We start from the raw sequence: 19,397 nt of genomic DNA, 5'->3' as shown, positions 1-19,397 counted from the left end.
TATTGGAAATTTCTTCGTTAGAAAAAGATTTCCAGTATTAGGTCATATTTCGTTAGCTATGAGGGCTTTCTTTATTTTAGAGAAAATTAGAATCGATAAAAAGATTACTTGGTATGAGTTTAGAAGAGAACTAAATCGAATAGCCGTTGGGAATGCCATAATCTCTTTATGTAAAGAAACTGGTTTATTGTTAATCTAAGTATTTAAATGTATTTGCGAAAGTCCTAAATCTTTTACCATCTCCCAACAAAGTCACATCAAAACCGCAGTTCTCCCACAATTCGTGGTTTAGGATATTTTTTGTATCGATAATTTTTTTGGTCTTAACTTTTAAACCTATGTTTTTTACCTCCTCCTCAACAAAATCCCTAAACTCATTGTGATCTGCCAAAACAACTATGCAATCTGCATTTTCAACACATTCCCATAAACCACAAAGTTCATAATCAAATACCTTAGCATGTGGGTCATAGCATTTAACATCCATGTTTTTTGATAACAATTTGGAAACAATCCTTTTAGCAGGACTTTCTCTTGTATCATCTACGTTACCCTTATAAGTCACCCCAAAAATGGCAATTTTTGGATTTTTAATACCTTCAATCTCTCTCAAAATCAAGTTACAAACATAATCTGGCATTTTGTCATTTAATTCCCTTGCAGTTTTTATGAGATTGGCATTTTTAGATTTTTCTACTATAAACCATGGGTCTATACTTATACAATGTCCTCCAACCCCTGGGCCGGGTTTTAGGATATTAACCCTTGGATGCTTATTGGCTAACCCTATTGCCTCCCAAACATTAACACCAATCTCCTCACAAACCTTTGCAAATTCATTTGCCAACGCTATATTCACATCCCTAAACGTGTTTTCCATCAACTTTACCATCTCTGCCGTTGTGGCATCAGTTAGATATATATTCCCATCAACAAATGATTGATATATTTCTTTTGCCAATTCTGCGGATTTTTTATCAACTCCACCAATAATCCTATCGTTCTCAACCAACTCTATCAAAATTCTTCCTGGAAGAACCCTCTCTGGACAGTGGGCAACATAAATGCCTTCTCCAAAAAACTCGCGTAGTTGGTTGGTAGTATTTGGAGGGATTGTGCTTTCAATTATAACTAAATTTCCCTTCTTTAAATATGGTTTAATATTCTTTGCCGCACTCCATACGTAACTTAGATCGCATTTTTTTACCCCATTATTTTCCACTGCAGGTGTTGGAACGCAGATGATGAAAATATCTGCTTCTTCTGGAGTAGTTTTAACAACCAAATTTCCAGAATTTATTGCTCCCTTAACCAACGTCATTAAACCAGGTTCTTCTATTTGCAAAGTCCCATTTTTTATAGCATTTACCCTATCCTCATTAATATCTACGCCAACAACTTTATACCCATGATTTGCGAGCATACTTGCAGTTGGTAATCCTATATAGCCTAAACCAACAACGCATACTTTTTTGTCCCTTTTTGTTTTTTCTTTACTCATCTCATCCTCTACATTTACAACTTCCATAGATTCACCCCAAATTTAACCTTATTTTAAGAGTTTGTCTGCAAGTGGTCTTGCCCATGAACCTTCAATAACCACACTCAGTAAAATCGTCATGAATGTTGCCACCAAAATTGAGCCGGCAATAGCCTCTGGTTGTATGTACTTTCCAATATATGATGGAATTATGTTTGGATTTGCCATTATGTGTGAATAAACCGTTGCCGCCAATGCTGCAGGAACCACACCTCTTGGCCCCTCCAATGCGAGATATAACCTTTCTTTTAAAGTTTCGTTGATAGGTGGTATTGATGTTGCCATAAATACGGCAATTGGTCTTGCAATGAAAATAGCACCTACTGCACACAACAAACCTTCAAATCCATAACTTTTTAGGAAGGGAAGGCTTATACTTGCCCCTAAAAATACAAATATCAATATTCTTATAAGTGTTGACAAATCTGTGCAGAATTCCGTAATTTTTTCAATTTCATTCGACTTTCTTGGGTATTTTGTTAATGTATTCCCTAAATACAATCCCATTATAGCAACTGCCATGAACCCACTAAACTCATAACCAATTACCTTTGGAATCAACTCTTCTCCAACATACCATACAGCCATTGCAGCTCCAATACTTAGTGGGGCTATATACTCATTAAAATCTTCTTTTAAAACCATTATCTCAAATATCTTCCCTGCTATTAAACCCAAAATTCCTCCACCAATAGCCAATGCTAAAAATTCCAATATTGGGTTGGTACTCTCTCCCAATCCCAATGCGGATAAACTCAACATAGTTGCCACAATACCAAGGGGGTCGTTAAATACACTCTCTGCCTCTAAGGTTATAGCGATTTCTGGGTCTATGTTGGATTTGGAAAATATTGGGATTAGTGTTGCAGGGTCTGTAGCACAGTTTATTGCACCATACAAATATCCAACTGGATTGAAGTGAGGTAGTTTGAAAATCATATTAAATATCACTCCAGAAATAGCGAGAGAAATAAAGAGTGCAACTGTATCTAATTTTAAAACTGTTTTTAATACCCTCTTTAAAACAATCCATCTCATTTCAAATGCTCCTACCAATAAAAGAACAATCAATCCTATGGTTCCAACAATGGCAAAGATGTTCTGTGCATAATTGGAAGACACTATACCAGTCACCGGTCCAACAAAAAGCCCAAATAACAGTAATAGTGGGATATCAGGCAGTCCCATTTTTTCTCCAATTCTCGCTATAAATGACCCTGCAATTAATAAAAACGAAATATATCCAATTACTATGGAATACTCCATTTTCACACCTATTTTTTATTAGTGTTTCAGTTTTACAAAATTAAGATTAAATGAAACAATAAATTTTAGTATGGTATTTTGTGACATCTAATAACGTAAATAACCCTACTTAAAGTTTTTTATATAGTATATTCAACATTCCCTACTAATTTAACGCAAACATATATTTATAGATTATTTTGTTTAAAAATTCCACATACCAAAAATTTATATACTAATATCATTTAACTTATCTTTCTAACTTAGGTGATAATATGGAAACATTAAGGTTCAGGAAAAATAAGGTTATCAAGATAAGTGAAGAACTATTTCCAGATGAGTTATGTGAAAGATGTGGAAGATGTTGCATACTACACGCATACAAAACAGAAAATGGATTAGAGGTTGTCTACTGCGAGCACTTGAATAAAGAAACAAAATTATGTACTGTTTATAAGAATAGGTTTAAGTATGGATGTTTAACAGTTATGGAAGGGATTATGGCTGGAGTTTTTCCAAAGGATTGTCCCTATGTTAAAGATTTAGAAAATTACGAAGAACCTTGGTTTTATAGATTGATTAAGGAAGAAGAAAAAAATAAATGAAAAAATAAAATAATGATATAAAATTTACGTCCTCATCCAATTTACAACCCTTTTAATTCCCTCTTTTAAATCAACCTCTGGTTTCCATCCCAACATTTCTGCCTTTTTTATATCTAAATAAATTCTTCTAACTTCTCCTTCCCTTGGATCGTCATATATTGCCTTATCTTTGTAATTTAACTCATTGGCAATAATTTTGAATAGTTCATTAACGGATGTCTCTTTTCCAGTTCCGATATTTACAACTTCATTTTTCCAATTAAGTGCCATTAAATTTGCCTTTGCAACATCCCTTACATAAACAAAATCCCTTGTTTGATTACCATCCCCAAAGATTATCGGATTTTTATTATTTAAAATCCTATCTATAAAGATGCTTATAACCCCTGCTTCTCCTCTTGGGTCTTGTCTCTCTCCATAAACATTGGAGTATCTTAAAATGCAGTATTCTATACCATATAACCTATTATATAGTTTAATATATTCCTCTCCACAGTATTTGCTCAATCCATAAGGGGAAAGTGGAACAACTGGATGATTTTCATCCACTGGCAAATACTCCGGCTCACCATAAACTGCCCCACCAGATGAGGCGTAGATGATTTTTTTAACATTATACTTCCTCGTATTCTCTAAGATATTCAAGGTTCCTAAAACATTAACATCCCCATCATAGATGGGATTTTCCACCGACTTTCTCACATTTATTTGTGCTGCTTGATGAATAACGACATCAATATCATGAAAATTAATTTTTTCATCCAAATTTTTGTTTGTTATATCTCCTTCAACAAATTCTGCCTTTGGATTTATATTCTTTCTGTTTCCAGTTATTAAATTATCTAAAATAACAACTTCATATCCATTTTTTATCAATTCATCAACGATATGACTTCCAATAAATCCTGCCCCACCTGTTACAAGAACTTTCATTTTATCGCCTATTTTGTTGTTTATTAAAAAAATTATTGATTTATGCCAAACTCTCCATTAATTTTCTTGCTGCCTCTTCCATTGAAGTCTCATAAGGAATGCCATTTTCCTCTAAAATTTTCCTCCCCTCTTCTTCATTAGTCCCCATCATTCTAACGGCAAATTTTACATTAGGATGTTCCTTTAAAATCTCAACGATTCCTCTTGCAACTTCATCACACCTTGTTATTCCACCAAGTATGTTTATGAAAACTCCCCTAACCTTTGGATTTTCTAAAACCTTTTTTAATGCTTTTTTAACAATCTCCGCACTTGCTCCACCACCAATATCTAAGAAACAACTTGGATTTCCACCAAATTCTTTAATGATGTCCATACTTGCCAATGTCAAACCTGCTCCATTCCCAATAACTCCAATATCCCCATCCAACTCAACATAGGCAAACTCCAACTTCTCCTTTTTGCCAAACTCTTCAAACTTTGAATAATCGTGCCTATAATAAGCATCATCATCGACATTCAAAACAGCGTCAGCAGCATAAACCTTTCCATCCTCTGTTATAACAAGAGGGTTTATTTCAGTTAAAACAGCGTCCATATCTTTGAATATTTTGTATAATTTATACATAACATCGGCAACAACTGGAATTTCTTTTGATGGAATACCGGCATGTTTCAAAATCCACCTTGCAGAGTATGGAAGGAATTCTTTTCTTGGCTCTATGTGGTATTTTACAATCTTCTCAGGGTTTCTTTTTGCAACTTCTTCAATATCTACTCCACCTTCGGTTGAAAACATGATTGCTGGTTTTTTCTCATTTCTATCAATAACAACTCCCAAGTAGTATTCCTTTTTTATTGGTAGTTTTTCCTCAATTAATATTTTTTCAACTTTCTCTCCTTTTATCTCCTTACTAAAAAGTTCGTTTATTTTTTCTTTTAACTCTTCCTTATTATCTGCAAATAAAATCCCACCTGCTTTTCCTCTTCCACCAACAAAAACCTGTGCTTTAACCACAACAGATTTAACATCAATATCATCTATCTTTGAGAGTTCTTCCTTTGAAATAACAAAGCCCTCTGGAGTTGGGATACCGTATTCTTTAAATATGTTCTTTGCCTCATACTCATGCAGTTTCATTTAATCACCCCTATAACACAGATAACAATGATTTTAATTTAAAAATACATAAACAATAAAATTTTTAAAGTAATATTAAAAACTTTTGACTGAATTATTTATTTGATAAATTACTCAACTGATTGGCAATGTCTTTAATCTTCTCAGAGTATGTGGTACTTGCATTTGTAATTGTTTTGTTCACAGTTTCTCCAGAGGTTTTTATTGTTGTTAAATAATAGTACGCAACAATTACAACAACTGTAACAGCCACCATAAGTAATATACCAAGTTCCAGGGAAATTTGTGCCCGTTTGGATGTTATAATTTTCACTATCCCACCATCCAAGAGAAGAAAAATTTATAACTTATGTTAGACGTAACATAAAACTCAACAACCTGTCGCTGCGAATATAATGTTCCTCAAATTTTAAATTTATAATAATTATAATTTAAATCTAATTGCAAAACAACCATATTTAACAATATCCCAGTTTTGGTATAAATAGGTTGTTAATTTTTGAGTTGCGCATAAAATCCAAATAAACAATTATAATTTGGTGGGACAATGGATATTCCAAAATCACATCCAAGATACGAATCGCTATTAAAAAGAGAAAAAATTGTAGAGGCATTAGATAAAGGTATATTGGCAAAACCTGGATTAATAGCACATGGGAGAGGAGAGACCTTTGATTATTTAATTGGAGAAAAAACAACAGATATCGCACTCGAATCAATAAAGGCAGCATCTGCCTTACTGGTTTTGGCAGGGAATCCAGTTATATCAGTGAATGGTAATACAGTTGCATTGGCTAAGGAAGAGGTTGTAGAACTTGCAAAAGAACTAAATGGAAAAATTGAGGTGAATTTGTTTTATAGAACAAAGGAAAGGGAAGAAAAAATAAAGAAAGAGTTTGAAAAAGAGATAGAAAATGGAGAGATAAAATTGTTGGGAGTGGATGATGCAAACAAACAAATTCCAAATTTAGACAGTTTGAGGGGAAATGTTTCAGAAGAGGGAATTTATACTGCAGATGTGGTTTTAGTTCCTTTAGAAGATGGAGACAGAACAGAAGCATTGGTAAAAATGGGAAAAAAAGTAATTTCTATTGATTTGAATCCACTATCAAGAACAGCAAGGAAATCAACAATAACCATTGTGGATGAATTAACGAGATGTTTGCCATTACTCATAAAGTATGTTAGGGAGTATAAAAATAAAAGTAGGGATGAATTGGAAAATATTCTTAATAATTACAACAACAAAGAAAATTTAAAAAGAATGCTCAACTATATAGGGGATAGGTTAAAAAGTTTAGAGATTGATTGAGGTAATTAAAATTTATCTGGTGAGATTATGGAAATTGGAGATGTTGTAAAAGTTTGCACAAGGGACTCTGAATATATAGGAGTTATTTTACCTTCAATAGATGAGAACACAGTAGTTATAAAAATGAAGAACGGCTATAATGTGGGGATTTTAAAAGAAAACATTGAAAAAATCGAAATCATCGAAAAGGGCAAAAAACCAGAATACAAACTTCCTCCATTAGACATCAAAAAGAATCCAAATTTAAAAAATATCTCTATTTTATCAACAGGAGGAACCGTTGCTTCAAGAGTGGATTATAAAACTGGGGCAGTTCACCCTGCATTTACAGCAGATGATTTGATAAGGGCAGTTCCAGAACTTTTGGATATAGCAAATATTGAAGGAAAGGTAATAATGAATATTCTAAGCGAGAATATGCTCCCATCATATTGGAAGAAAATTGCTGAGGCAATTAAAGAAGAGATTGAAAATGGGGCGGATGGAATTGTTATAACTCATGGAACAGATACGATGCACTATACCGCAAGTGCATTATCCTTTATGATAGAAACTGATGTGCCAATAATTTTGGTTGGAGCACAGAGGAGTAGCGATAGACCTTCATCAGATGCGGCATTGAATTTAATTAGTAGTGTTTTGGCAGCAACAGAGCCAATTAAGGGAGTTTATGTTGTTATGCATGGGGAGAGTGGAGATACATTCTGCTATTTGCATGAAGGAGTTAAAGTTAGGAAATCCCATTCATCAAGAAGAGATGCATTTAAATCAATAAACACCATTCCTGTTGCAAAGATAAATCCACTTACAAAGGCGATAGAATATTTAAGAGAACCAAAGAAAAGTGAAGGCACTAAAAAAGTGAAAATAAATATAAACTTAGAGGAAAAAGTGGCATTAATTAAGATTTATCCGGGAATTAGTTCAGATATCTTAAAGTTTTATGTTGACAATGGATATAAAGGAATTGTTTTAGAGGGAACTGGTTTAGGTCATGCACCAGAAACATTCTTTGATGGCATAAAATATGCGGTAGATAATGGTGTTGTTGTTGCTATGACAACCCAAACAATCAATGGAAGAGTAAATATGAATGTATATTCAAATGGAAGGGAATTACAAAAGTTGGGAGTTATTGGATGCGAAGACATGCTACCAGAGGTTGCATTGGTTAAGTTAATGTATCTTTTAGGAAATTATGATGTAGAGGAGGCTAAAAGATTAATCAACAAAAATTTAGTTGGGGAAATTGAGTACAGGAGTAGGTTTGATACCTATTAAATAAGTTAGGTGATAAGATGGAGATTAATTATAATAAAATAGGATTAAAGGTTGGTTTGGAAATTCATCAGCAATTAAACACAAAGAGGAAATTATTCTGCCACTGCCCAACAATCATTAGGGATGATGAACCAGATGGGGAAATATTGAGAGTTTTAAGACCTTCCCAAAGTGAGATGGGAGAAGTTGATAGAGCGGCGTTAATTGAGGCAAAGAAAGGAAAGAAATTCATTTACCAATACTACAATGACACAACTTGCTTAGTTGAGTTAGATGAGGAACCTCCTCATTTGCCATCTGAGGAAGCAATAGAGGTTGCATTAGAGGTTGCTTTATTGATGAATATGAAAGTTGTTGATGAAGTCCATACAATGAGGAAGATTGTTATTGATGGTTCTAACACATCTGGTTTTCAAAGGACGATGTTTATAGCAAAGGATGGACATATTGAGACGGAGTTTGGAAAAGTAAGGGTAACAAGTTTATGTTTGGAGGAGGATGCTGCAAGGAAGATTGAAGATAGAGGGGATTGCATCGTTTATAATTTAGATAGGTTAGGAATTCCATTAGTAGAAATTTCAACCGAACCAGATATCACATCCCCAAAAATGGGTAAAGAAGCGGCGAGAAGAATTGGAGAAATTTTGAGGGCAACAGGAAAAGTTAAGAGGGGATTAGGAACAATTAGGCAAGATATTAACATATCAATAAAAGATGGGGCAAGAATTGAGGTTAAGGGGGTTCAAAACTTAGATTTAATTGAAAAAGTCATAGAGAATGAGGTAATTAGGCAAATTAACTTATTAAAGATAAGAGATGAACTAAAAGAGAGAAATGCTGAGGTTGTTAATGATATATTTGATGTAACGGAGATATTTAAAGATACAAAATCAAAAGTTATAAGAAATGCTTTAAAAAAGAAGAATGGTAAAGTTAAGGCAATTTTATTAAAGGGCTTTGCTGGTTTGGTTGGTAGGGAAATTCAACCAGGCAGGAGGTTAGGGACGGAGTTCTCAGATAGGGCAAAGGTTATTGCAGGAGTTGGTGGTTTATTCCACACAGATGAACTTCCAAAATATGGCATTAGTGAAGAAGAGGTTAAAAAATTGAGAGAATTTGTTAATGCAGGAGGAGGGGATGCCGTAATAATAGTTGCGGATGAAGAGGAGAAGGTAGATAAGGCATTAGAGGCAGTAAAAGATAGGGCAAAAGAGGCATTAATTGGAGTTCCAGAGGAGACAAGAAAGGCATTGGAGGATGGAAATACCTCATACTTAAGACCATTGCCAGGAGCAGCGAGGATGTATCCTGAAACAGACATCCCACCAATAAAAATAAGCAAAGAGTTGATCGAGAAAATTAAAAATAATTTACCTGAGATGCCAGAAGAGAAGGTTGAGAGGTTTATTAAAGAATACGGGTTAAATGAAGAGTTAGCAAAACAGATGGTTCTTTCATACTATGTTGATGTATTTGAGAAACTTTGTGAGGAATTCAAGTCAATAAAACCAACGTTGATAGCAACAACATTGGAAGGAACTTTAAAAGAAATTAGAAGAGAGGGCTATGAAATATCAAAAATTACTGAAGAACATTTAAGAGAAACATTTAAAGGTTTATCAGAAGGAAAGATGTCAAAAGAAGCAATTATTGAAATTCTTAAAGGATTTTGCGAGTTTCCAGATAAAAACATTGATGAAATTTTAGAGATTAAGGGATTAAAATCACTCTCAAAAGAGGAAGTTGAAGAGATTATCGAAAATATTATAAATGAGAATATTGATGTTGTTAAAAGCAAGGGGATGGGAGCGATAGGTATGTTAATGGGTAGATGTATGGCAGTTTTGAGAGGTAAGGCAGATGGTAAATTAGTTAATGCTATATTAAGGGAGAAGTTATCAAAACTATAATTATTTTTTCTCTTGCCCTATCATGTATGATAGATATCCTTCTTCTAACAACTCAATTTTTAAGCCCAATTTTGCAGGGATTACATTGGTTCCTATATTCTCGGCAATATAATTTGCTTCTTTTTCAGGATTTGTCATCTTAACTCCCATATGGTTCATAACCACCAATTCTGGTTTTTTATTCATTGAATTTACCAAATCTATAACGTCGTTTGAGCATAAATGTCCCCTTATCCTCTCATTTTTTTTCCTAACAATATTTGCAATAAAAACTCTAACCCCATCAAAATCCTCAATTAAAGAATCTATATATTCCGTATCACCAGTATAGCCGATATCTCCTTTTTTGGTTTTTATCCTTATCCCAATGCCATAAGGATCTCCATGTTTTGTTTTTGTTGCAACCAACTCCATATCATAAATTTTTGCAGAATCCTTTGGATAAAGAATATATCTCTTCAATGCCTTTGATTGATGATATTTTGATATTGCATTTTCAAAATCCCCAAAACCTTCCAATACTGTAAAGTTACTTATTATAACACCATTTTTTTGTGTCATTCCTTTTGTCATCGCCTCTATAATCACTTCCCCATCCGTATAGTGGTCAGGATGACAATGGGAGATAAAGAGGGCATTTGTTCCCCATGGGGTTATTTTTAAATCCTTCATTCTAACTAATGCCCCTGGTCCAGGATCTATGTGGAGTTTTGTTTTTTCAGTGTGGATTCTAAATCCTCCAGTACCTCGTGTTTGTGTAATAGTTGCCCATCTTCCACCACCCGAACCTAAGAATATTATCTCAACCCTCAAATTACCACATCCCTATTTTTTAAATTAATTTTTATTATTGTAAAAATGTGTTATAAATACTTTAATGGAATGAAGCGTGTTTATTTACCCTAAGTTACAGTTGTTTAAATGCTTTAAATTTAAATTTGATTTGAACTAAAAAAATAGTTAAATGATATTATTCATTTCCAACAAACACAAAAACAACGTTATCGTAAGTTCCATTAACCTCTGCAATTACATAGGGGGATGTAACTACCATTGCATTGCCTTCTTCCCTATAACTTTCATTTATATATACAAGAAGTTTATCGTTCTTTTTTGTGATTTTTGATATACTTATGCTATACCCCGCAGTTGGTTTTTTTCCCATATAAAGTTCAATTATGGTTTTGTTATCCTTTGTATAGTGGATGTATTTTCCATGTTCTTCTTTCCCAAATATCCCCATTTCAACGATCTCAAATGGAATTGGAACTTCAGATGGGATTTTGGTTTCATTTGTGATATTTTGGGTCTCATTTGGGACGATGTTGTTTTGATTGGTATCTGTCTTTGCAACATTATTCTTAGGGACACTTGGGGTGTCTGTGGTTTTGTCTCCTATGCATCCGCACAGCAAAACCACTAAAATTAAAATAACCAATCTTTTCATATTTCCTACCTACCGAATCTTCTTTCTCTCCTTTGATAATCCCTTATAGCCCTTAAAAAATCAATCTTTCTAAACAACGGCCAGTAGGTTTCACAAAAGTATAGTTCTGAATATGATGATTGCCATGTTAAAAAATTACTAATTCTTTCCTCTCCTGAGGTTCTAATAATCAAATCTGGGTTTGGATGTGGAAGATTGGATGTATAGAGATGTTTTGAAATGGTCTCTTCTGTTATATCCTCAATATCCAATTCATTATTTTTAACCTTTTTTGCTATTTTCTTTACTGCATCAACAATCTCCTGTTGCCCACCATAAGCAATTGCAACATTTAAAAAATAATTTGAATAATTTTTTGTTTTTTCTTCTGCATATCTTATTGCCTCTTGCACATCCTTTGGTAGTTTGTTGGTTCTTCCAATGGCCCTAACTCTAACTTTGTATTTGTGTATTTCTTCATCCTCTGCAACTTCTATAAATTTCTTTTTAAATAAATCCATTAGTGCCCTTACTTCATCTTTAGGTCTTCTAAAATTTTCCATGGAAAATGCATATACTGTAATAACCTTAATATCTAAATTAATACACCATCTTAAAACTTCCCTAATCTTTTCCGCCCCCAAATAATGCCCATAGGTTATAGGTTTTTTTAGTTCCTTTGCTGTCCTTCTATTCCCATCCATTATGATTCCCACGTGTTTTGGAACCCTGCCCTTATCTATCTCTCTTTCAAGAACCCTTTCGTAAATTTTCAAAATACCCATCTTATTTAAAAAATTATACAACTCAATCAGCAAAAACATCACCATTATCATAGTTAATAAAGGAAGAATAGAAAAGATAAAATATATGAAATCACTGCATTATTAAGTTAATTTAATGTTGATAAACAATAAAATTTCCCAAACAATTATAAATTAAGACTTATCTTTATTAATATTTTCTATAAATTTTATTGCGTTGTAGTATCTTTTCCATGTTGCATTTCTACTGGTATCAAAAAAATTTATCTCCTTATTATTCAATAAAACAGCCCCATAACCCTCTAAACCACAAACCAAACCAAAACACCTAAACATCAAATTTCCACTGATTCCATCCGGAGCAACTATTACATTACAACCATCTTTTAAAACTTCTTCTATTAGTATTCCATTATGCACTATATCAACTTTTTCATCTGTTTCTTTAAAGTATTTTAAAATTTTTTCACATTCTTCAATGGTTTTATCAACCTCTTTACTCCTCCCATAATCAGACAACCTTCCACCAGATAACAAGGCAATCTTTGGCTTGATGTTGTTCCTTTTTAAGAAATTGATTGCATAGTTTATCAATTCAATTTTATCTTTAATCCTTCCTTCGTTATCTTCCCTAATGTCATCAATCCCAACTGGAGAGAGCAAAAAAATCTCTCTATTAAACGGATTTTTTAATATAGATGCCCTATAAAACCTCCCAACTTTCTCCCTTAAATAAGGAATTACCTTTGATGATGAGAGAGAGCCCCTAACTGCTCCATCTATTTCTTTATTTAGAAGTTTATCAACTAAAGTTTTTGGATTATTGATTAATTCAACATCAATACCCTCTTCACTTAATTTATGATATGCTTTTAAAACCTCATCCTTTTTTTCACCAATTCCAATGGCATACATGCACATCACTAACCCAAATTTTAAAAACCAGTTATACATAAATTTTTACAGATGATGTATTTAATATTTTGTTATAAATCTTTTCAATAATGCTTATGGTTTAAAATTTTAAGTTAAGTGGTAATCATGGAAAAGATTATTGGATATACAATAGGGGAAACAAGAACAGATGAATTGACATTTTTAGCAAAGCATCCACCAGAAGTTGGAGATTATGTGATGGTTAGTTATGATGGAATAGATGTTTTAGGGATGGTAGAAAGTACAATCCAAGGAAATATGGTTTTAAGTGAAATTTTAAGCATTGAGGATTTAGAAAAGATTAGAAAATTTGATGATGAAAGTTCCCACTACATAATTGGAAAAATTAAGGTTTTAGGGGATATTAAGGAATTAAAGATACCAAAAATCCCACCAAAACCAGGAACACCAATATATAAAGCAGACAATGAAACTCTAAAAGACATATTTTCAAATAGTTACATAACCATTGGAAGATTAGCCACAAGAGATATTGAAGTTTCTTTGGATGTGAATAAACTCTGCTCAAGGCATTTGGCAATATTGGCAATGACTGGAATGGGGAAATCTAATACAGTTGCAGTATTAATGGAAGAGTTAAATAAGATTGGAGGTACCATTTTGGTCTTTGACATGCATGGAGAGTATAGGAATATAGAATCATGTAATTTCCCATTAAGAAAACATGTAATCGAACCAAAAATAAACATCTTCCATATTTCTGATAGTGATTTGGCAGATTTGGCTGGTGTTGATGCACAGGCAACAAAGCAGAGACCCTACATAAGAAAGGCAATAAAAATAATAAAAGAACAATATAAAGAGAAGGACTTCAACTCTGCAGAGGAATACATAAATGCAATAATTGGCATATTAGAGAATTTTATGGAGGATGAGAACTATAAGAAAGACAAAGACAGTATCCAGACGGCAATTTTTAGATTGGAAGATTTACTCCAATTTAAGAAGGATTTAATAAAGATCCACTACAATCCAATAAATGAAATAAAAGAGCACCATATAAACATCCTTCCACTTGAAAGTTTGGATGAGAACAGTGTTGATATTATTGTCTCCTATTTCACAAAAGAAATCCTAAACGACAGAAAAAGAGCCATCCTCGAAAATGGAAGGAATGGAGCAAAACCAATATTCCTAATATTTGAGGAAGCCCATTTAATAGTTCCACAAAATAGAAAAACAAAAGCAAAACACTACATATCAAGAATAGCAAGGGAAGGTAGGAAGTTTGGAGTAGGGATTTGTTTAGTATCCCAAAGACCAAAGACATTGGATGCTGAGGCGTTATCTCAATGCAGCAACTTAATAATCTCAAAGTTAATTGAACCAAATGACCAAAAGCACGTTCAACACGCATCAGAAAATTTAAGTGAAGATTTAATTAAGCAGTTAACAAGTTTGAACATTGGAGAGGCAATAATTATAGGTCCCTGCATAAAAATACCAGCAATTGTAAAAGTAAATAAGTTCAATGGAAACTATGGGGGAGAAGATATAGACTTCATAAAATTCTGGAAAGAAAGAATGGAAGAAAAAGAAAAAATGACTAAAGATGAGGAAGAATTTTACGATGATGTATTTGGGGATTTAGAATGATTCATCAGTATTATTGGATGTTATACTGATATAGACAATCCCATCATGCCCGGTTATGATATTCTTTTTTAGCAGTTTTATTCTTCTTAAACTACCTTTTGCTGACCTATAATCAACTCTAACTGCTGGAGGGATATCTAATAGGGCATTATCTTTTAATGGAACTGCATCTCCGGCAACAATATAGTTCCCATAAACTACAGATATACTCCCCCATGTATGTCCGGGGGTTTTTAGTATAATTACTTCATCATCCCTAAATTTTTCAATTGGTTCAAATTCGTTGACTTCATCACTTCCTGAGTATAGTTTGCATCCTAAACACTCATTTATACATTCTTGTGGTGAGGCATAAACTACTGCATTTTCAAATAGGTCGTTGTTCTCTATGTGGTCGTAATGTCTATGGGTATTTATAACAACATCAATATCTTTTGGTTCTAAGTTTAATTTTTTTAGTTCTTCAATTATCAATTCCCTTTTATCTTTAGTTGAAGTATCTACTATTATATTATGGTTTTCAGTTTGAATTAAAGTTACTGAGGATGAGGCTTTCCTTATGGTTTCATCTTCCCTTATCAACTCTCCCTTGTATAGAAGTTTTATCATAATACCACCCCAAATATGATTATAATATCATCATTCATTATATTATAATTATTATTAAATTTATACATCATACGGAAGTATATTTCCTTATGCCGAAAGGTTTATATATAATTTTCTATCACAAATACGGAAAGAAGTTTCCGATTACCGAAAAATTTATATAATATATTGTTGTAGTATTTAACAATTTTACCAAAACTCAAAAATTTATATATAAGTTCTGGCGATAATCGATACACATTACTATTCCATACAAAATGTAACAACTTACATTAACATCTGAGGGAGAATATGGATAAAAAAATAGCGATATTTGGATTGTTGATTGTAGGAATAGTTTTGGCGTCTGGATGTATGCAAAAATCTGAAACAAAAGAAGAGGTAATACACGCCTATGTTGGGGCTGGAATGCAAAAGCCCATGGATGAAATTGGAAAGATGTTTGAAAAAAAATATGGAATAAAAGTTGAATACGACTACGCTGGAAGTGGTTATCTCTATTCAAAAATTTTAGCATCAAATGAAGGAGATATATTCATGCCAGGAGCACATTTTTACCTCAAAGAACTTGAGAAAAGAGGTTATATATTAGAATACAAAAACTTTACCAAACATATTCCAGTTATTGTAGTTCAAAAAGGAAATCCAAAGAATATAACTTGCCTTGAGGATTTGGGAAAACCTGGGGTTAAAGTTGCCTTGGGTGATGAGAATATAGCAATTGGTAAGACATTTAAAAAGATTCTTAAAAAGGCAGAGAAATACAATCCTGGAATTTCAGAAAAAATAAATAAAAATGTTGTTGTTAAGGGAGCAACTGTAAAGCAAGTTTTGTTGTATGCTATTGAAGGACAGGCAGATGCTGCAGTGATTTGGAGGGCTGATGCAGTTGAAAACAAAGATAAAGTCGATATCATCCCAATAAATCCAAAATATAATGTTATAAAAACAGTTCCAATTGCCATACTAAAAACCACAAAAAATAAAGAAAATGCAGAGAGGTTTTACAACTTCGTTTTAACTGAGGGGAAAGATGTGTTTAAAAAATATGGATTTGAGGTGATTGAGTGAAATGAATCAGAAAAGTTTAAAATATGTATCACTCACTACATTGATGCTTTTTCTATTTATTATTCTTTCTGTGATAGTTTCCATACTTGGAAAGATTTCAATAGAAACTCTACTTAACGCAATTCAATCAGAGGAGGTTAGATTTGCCATATTATTGAGTATCAAATGCTCATTCATTGCAATATTTCTTGCACTTATCGTAGGTGTTCCATCAGCGTATGCACTTGCAAGATATAACTTCAGAGGTAAGGAAATTATAGACAGTTTGATAAATTTACCCGTTCTATTGCCTCCTCTCGTATCTGGTTTTGGATTACTCATATTCTTTGGAAATACAACCATTGGAAAGTTTATAACAGAAAACATTGTTAATATAATCTTTACGCAAAATGGGATTATAATTGCTCAGTTCTTTATAGCAACACCATTTATCATTAGAACAACAAGGGCAGTATTTGAGGGCATAGATGTAAAATATGAATATATAGCACAAAGTCTGGGCTCTACCAAATTAGAGAGTTTCTTAAAAATAACACTCCCTCTTGCAAAGAGTGGTATTATTGCTGGAACAATCCTTGGATGGGCAAGGGCTATTGGAGAGTTTGGAGCAACATTGATGCTTGCTGGAGCAACAAAAATGAAAACAGAAACATTACCAATTGCGGTATTTTTAAATGTTTCTATTGGAAATATAGAACTTGCACTTGCAATTGCAACAATCCATATAGCAATTGCTGTATTGGTTATATCCTTAATAAAATTTGTAGTAAATTTGGAGGGTGGAAAATATGGTGAATGTTAGGGAGATGCTAAAAAACCTTGTAGAGGAGAATAACCTTCTAAATGAGGTAGTTGAGATTAAAATATCAGACACAAAACTTGAAACATCAAGAATAAAGGATTATCCTTTAATGAGTGGGAAGGAGATTTTGTTAAGGGCTAATTTTAAAGGATGTGGAGGAGATGCGTTTACAGATGAACCTGTGGAATTTGAAGGAACTGTTAAAGAAGTTATTGAGAATGGAAACAATCCTGCAGTTGTTGCAACATTAAATGCAATAATGAGATACTTGGGTTTGATTGATAGAACAATACATTGTAGTGGAGATGAGCCAGAGAAATGTGCAAAAGAACTTGCCAAGATGTTAAAAAATGAAAACATTAAAAAAATCGGAATTATTGGTTTTCAGCCAGCATTTGTTAAAGAAATTGTTAGTCAGTTTGGAGCAGAGAACGTTATAGTCAGCGATTTAAATCCAGAGAATGTCGGAAAAATAAAATATGGGGCTAAAATTATCCATGGGGAATATAATGAAGAGCTAATAAAAAATTCAGATGTAGTTTTAGCTACTGGCTCAACAATAGCAAATGGGACATTTGAAGAAATTTGGGAGTTGGCTAAAAAATATAACAAAAGAATTATCTTCTATGGAACAACAATTGCTGGAATGGCTAAAATATTAGGAGTTGAGAGATTCTGCATGTTAGGTAGATAAATATGCTAAAAATAGAAAATTTAAAGAAGAAACTTGCCTACTTCACCCTTGAAATAGACAACCTTGAAATAAGGAAAAAAGATTATTTCGTATTCCTTGGTTTAAGTGGAAGCGGAAAAACAACACTCTTAGAAATAATAGCGGGATTTAGAAAGCCAGATAGCGGAAGAATAATCTTAAATGGAGAAGATATAACAAACAAGCCCATATGTGAGAGAAAAATTGTCATGTGTCATGGAAAATATCTCTTCCCACATTTGAGTGTGAAGGACAATATTGGCTATGGTATTAAAGATAGAAAAATTAGAGAAGAAAAAGTTAGGGAGGTTAGTAAATCATTGGGTATAGAGCACCTCCTAAATAGAAAACCAGAGACGTTGAGCATGGGAGAACAGCAGAGGGTTGCATTAGCAAGGGCTTTAGTTGTAGAACCTGAAATTATTCTTCTTGATGAACCCTTAAATTCTTTGGATAGATTAAACCATGAAAATCTCATACTTGAACTTAAAAGAATTTATGGGGATTCAGATTTAACGTTTATACATGTAACGCATGATTTTATTGAGGCTATCGCTTTGGCAAAGAGGATGGCAATAATAAGAAATGGTAGGATAGAACAATATGGTGACGTTGAGGAAATACTAAACAAGCCAAAAAATGAATTTGTAGCAAGATTTGTTGGATACAAGAACTTTCTTAAAGGCAAAATTAAGAAAGAAGATGACTCATACATTTTTGAGGGAGATTTAGATATTTATCTTGATGGTGGGTATGAATGTGGGGATGCAACATTAGCCATAAGGCCGGAGGATATTGTATTGGTTGGTGATGGGAGAGGATGTCGTTATCACCTTAGAAACAATAACGTCTTTGAGGTAGAGGTTGTCGATGTTTATCAACTAAGTTTATCAACAGTTGAGGCAATCGTTGATGTTGGTGGTGTATATTTAACCTGTGAGTTGATGAAATCTAAGGCATATAGAATGGGATTAAAAAAAGGAATGGTCGTGAAGGCATCTATATCATCTTCTGTTGTAATTAGGAAGTAACTTTCCTTATACCGAAAGATATATAATAATATAATAATATACTATTTGTTAAGTATTATGGGTGATAAAATGAAAGTTAGTATGAGAAATCAATTAAAAGGAACTGTTGAAGAAATAAAAGTTGGTCAAGTAATGGCAGAGGTTGTAGTTAAGATAGGAGACCAAAAAATAATCTCTGTTATTACAAAAGATGCACTAAATGATTTAGGTATTGAAGTTGGAGATGATGTTTTTGTTTTAATAAAGTCAACATCTGTAGCATTGGCAGTTCCTAATTTACTGACAAAGATAGAACGTTTGGAATCAATTCCAGGGACTGTGCCTAATTTAATAAATCCTCCGAGTGGCTGTAGGTTTCATCAAAGATGTCCCTACGTAAAAGATATCTGCAAACAAAAGATACCAGAGCTAAAAGAGATTGAAAATGGACATTTTGTTGCTTGCCACCTTTACTAAGGTGAA

Annotated in this window: 20 protein-coding genes and 1 pseudogene; 11 read left to right on the top strand and 10 right to left on the bottom strand. The window is 33.1% G+C overall.

From position 1 onward, the window contains the following. Positions 1 to 199: pseudogene (locus METFODRAFT_RS03705) on the top strand (IS701 family transposase); the annotation flags it as partial. On the opposite strand, the gene METFODRAFT_RS03700 reads toward METFODRAFT_RS03705, so the two are convergent. Then, entirely contained in the window at positions 191 to 1,528 is a 1,338-nt protein-coding gene (locus METFODRAFT_RS03700; protein WP_007044199.1) for a nucleotide sugar dehydrogenase, read from the bottom strand. The pseudogene METFODRAFT_RS03705 and the gene METFODRAFT_RS03700 sit on opposite strands and share 9 nt — an antisense overlap. Before the next feature lie 21 nt (positions 1,529 to 1,549). Continuing rightward, positions 1,550 to 2,806 (bottom strand): cation:proton antiporter, encoded by a 1,257-nt coding sequence (locus METFODRAFT_RS03695; RefSeq protein WP_007044198.1) that lies wholly within the window; start codon positions 2,804 to 2,806, stop codon positions 1,550 to 1,552. 254 nt (positions 2,807 to 3,060) lie between these two features. On the opposite strand from METFODRAFT_RS03695, the gene METFODRAFT_RS03690 reads away from it, so the two are divergent. Continuing rightward, entirely contained in the window at positions 3,061 to 3,390 is a 330-nt protein-coding gene (locus tag METFODRAFT_RS03690) for a hypothetical protein (protein WP_007044197.1), read from the top strand. Positions 3,391 to 3,414: 24 nt separating this feature from the next. Here METFODRAFT_RS03690 and METFODRAFT_RS03685 read toward each other — a convergent pair whose 3' ends face one another. The 3 genes from METFODRAFT_RS03685 to METFODRAFT_RS03675 form a co-directional block, all read right to left on the bottom strand. Then, positions 3,415 to 4,323 (bottom strand): SDR family oxidoreductase, encoded by a 909-nt coding sequence (locus METFODRAFT_RS03685; RefSeq protein WP_007044196.1) that lies wholly within the window; start codon positions 4,321 to 4,323, stop codon positions 3,415 to 3,417. Between the two features lie 40 nt (positions 4,324 to 4,363). Then, the gene (sucC, locus tag METFODRAFT_RS03680) at positions 4,364 to 5,464 is read right to left on the bottom strand and encodes an ADP-forming succinate--CoA ligase subunit beta (protein ID WP_007044195.1); all 1,101 of its coding nucleotides are present in this window, start codon (positions 5,462 to 5,464) and stop codon (positions 4,364 to 4,366) included. Positions 5,465 to 5,558: 94 nt separating this feature from the next. After that, on the bottom strand, positions 5,559 to 5,777 hold the full coding sequence (locus METFODRAFT_RS03675) for a class III signal peptide-containing protein (RefSeq protein WP_007044194.1): 219 nt from the start codon (positions 5,775 to 5,777) through the stop codon (positions 5,559 to 5,561). Between the two features lie 234 nt (positions 5,778 to 6,011). Between METFODRAFT_RS03675 and METFODRAFT_RS03670 the strand changes: the two genes are divergently transcribed. The 3 genes from METFODRAFT_RS03670 to gatE are packed head-to-tail and all read left to right on the top strand — an operon-like array spanning position 6,012 to position 9,967. Continuing rightward, entirely contained in the window at positions 6,012 to 6,776 is a 765-nt protein-coding gene (locus METFODRAFT_RS03670) for a 4-phosphopantoate--beta-alanine ligase (RefSeq protein ID WP_007044193.1), read from the top strand. Between the two features lie 27 nt (positions 6,777 to 6,803). Continuing rightward, positions 6,804 to 8,057 carry a Glu-tRNA(Gln) amidotransferase subunit GatD gene (gatD, locus tag METFODRAFT_RS03665; protein ID WP_007044192.1) on the top strand — a complete coding sequence of 418 codons (1,254 nt, stop codon included), beginning with the start codon at positions 6,804 to 6,806 and terminating at the stop codon, positions 8,055 to 8,057. A 17-nt stretch (positions 8,058 to 8,074) separates the two neighbouring features. Beyond that, positions 8,075 to 9,967 carry a Glu-tRNA(Gln) amidotransferase subunit GatE gene (gene gatE, locus METFODRAFT_RS03660; protein ID WP_007044191.1) on the top strand — a complete coding sequence of 631 codons (1,893 nt, stop codon included), beginning with the start codon at positions 8,075 to 8,077 and terminating at the stop codon, positions 9,965 to 9,967. Here the strand turns inward: gatE and METFODRAFT_RS03655 are convergent, their stop codons facing one another. The 4 genes from METFODRAFT_RS03655 to mtxX all read right to left on the bottom strand — a co-directional run bounded on the left by METFODRAFT_RS03655 (position 9,968) and on the right by mtxX (position 13,072). Continuing rightward, the gene (locus METFODRAFT_RS03655; protein WP_007044190.1) at positions 9,968 to 10,780 is read right to left on the bottom strand and encodes an MBL fold metallo-hydrolase; all 813 of its coding nucleotides are present in this window, start codon (positions 10,778 to 10,780) and stop codon (positions 9,968 to 9,970) included. A gap of 157 nt (positions 10,781 to 10,937) precedes the next feature. Beyond that, a complete protein-coding gene (locus METFODRAFT_RS03650; RefSeq protein ID WP_007044189.1) occupies positions 10,938 to 11,414 on the bottom strand; it encodes a protease complex subunit PrcB family protein in 477 nt (158 codons plus the stop codon). Between the two features lie 5 nt (positions 11,415 to 11,419). After that, on the bottom strand, positions 11,420 to 12,217 hold the full coding sequence (uppS, locus tag METFODRAFT_RS03645; protein WP_141564051.1) for a polyprenyl diphosphate synthase: 798 nt from the start codon (positions 12,215 to 12,217) through the stop codon (positions 11,420 to 11,422). A 114-nt stretch (positions 12,218 to 12,331) separates the two neighbouring features. Then, on the bottom strand, positions 12,332 to 13,072 hold the full coding sequence (gene mtxX / locus METFODRAFT_RS03640) for a methanogenesis marker protein Mmp4/MtxX (protein WP_048115492.1): 741 nt from the start codon (positions 13,070 to 13,072) through the stop codon (positions 12,332 to 12,334). Positions 13,073 to 13,198: 126 nt separating this feature from the next. On the opposite strand from mtxX, the gene METFODRAFT_RS03635 reads away from it, so the two are divergent. Then, a complete protein-coding gene (locus tag METFODRAFT_RS03635; protein ID WP_007044186.1) occupies positions 13,199 to 14,710 on the top strand; it encodes a helicase HerA-like domain-containing protein in 1,512 nt (503 codons plus the stop codon). Here the strand turns inward: METFODRAFT_RS03635 and METFODRAFT_RS03630 are convergent. Beyond that, entirely contained in the window at positions 14,702 to 15,319 is a 618-nt protein-coding gene (locus METFODRAFT_RS03630) for an MBL fold metallo-hydrolase (protein WP_007044185.1), read from the bottom strand. The two genes, METFODRAFT_RS03635 and METFODRAFT_RS03630, sit on opposite strands and share 9 nt — an antisense overlap. Before the next feature lie 291 nt (positions 15,320 to 15,610). Here METFODRAFT_RS03630 and modA point away from each other — a divergent pair, with 291 nt between their 5' ends. Genes modA through METFODRAFT_RS11865 form a run of 5 tightly spaced genes read left to right on the top strand, consistent with a single transcriptional unit; the run spans position 15,611 to position 19,391 of the window. Further along, on the top strand, positions 15,611 to 16,390 hold the full coding sequence (gene modA, locus METFODRAFT_RS03625) for a molybdate ABC transporter substrate-binding protein (RefSeq protein WP_007044184.1): 780 nt from the start codon (positions 15,611 to 15,613) through the stop codon (positions 16,388 to 16,390). A 1-nt stretch (position 16,391) separates the two neighbouring features. Beyond that, positions 16,392 to 17,192, top strand: coding sequence for an ABC transporter permease (locus METFODRAFT_RS03620; RefSeq protein ID WP_007044183.1), 801 nt, complete (start codon positions 16,392 to 16,394; stop codon positions 17,190 to 17,192). Beyond that, positions 17,179 to 17,886, top strand: coding sequence for a Rossmann-like domain-containing protein (locus tag METFODRAFT_RS03615; RefSeq protein WP_007044182.1), 708 nt, complete (start codon positions 17,179 to 17,181; stop codon positions 17,884 to 17,886). The genes METFODRAFT_RS03620 and METFODRAFT_RS03615 overlap by 14 nt, the downstream gene beginning before the upstream one ends. A 2-nt stretch (positions 17,887 to 17,888) precedes the next feature. After that, positions 17,889 to 18,935 carry an ATP-binding cassette domain-containing protein gene (locus METFODRAFT_RS03610; protein ID WP_007044181.1) on the top strand — a complete coding sequence of 349 codons (1,047 nt, stop codon included), beginning with the start codon at positions 17,889 to 17,891 and terminating at the stop codon, positions 18,933 to 18,935. A gap of 57 nt (positions 18,936 to 18,992) precedes the next feature. After that, positions 18,993 to 19,391 carry a TOBE domain-containing protein gene (locus METFODRAFT_RS11865; RefSeq protein ID WP_007044180.1) on the top strand — a complete coding sequence of 133 codons (399 nt, stop codon included), beginning with the start codon at positions 18,993 to 18,995 and terminating at the stop codon, positions 19,389 to 19,391. Positions 19,392 to 19,397 lie beyond the last annotated feature (6 nt).

It is taken from the genome of Methanotorris formicicus Mc-S-70 (assembly GCF_000243455.1).
GTDB lineage: Archaea > AGJL01 > Methanococci > Methanococcales > Methanococcaceae > Methanotorris > Methanotorris formicicus.
The sequence above is the reverse complement of the archived record's forward strand: the minus strand, read 5'-3'. Positions and strand labels throughout refer to the sequence as shown.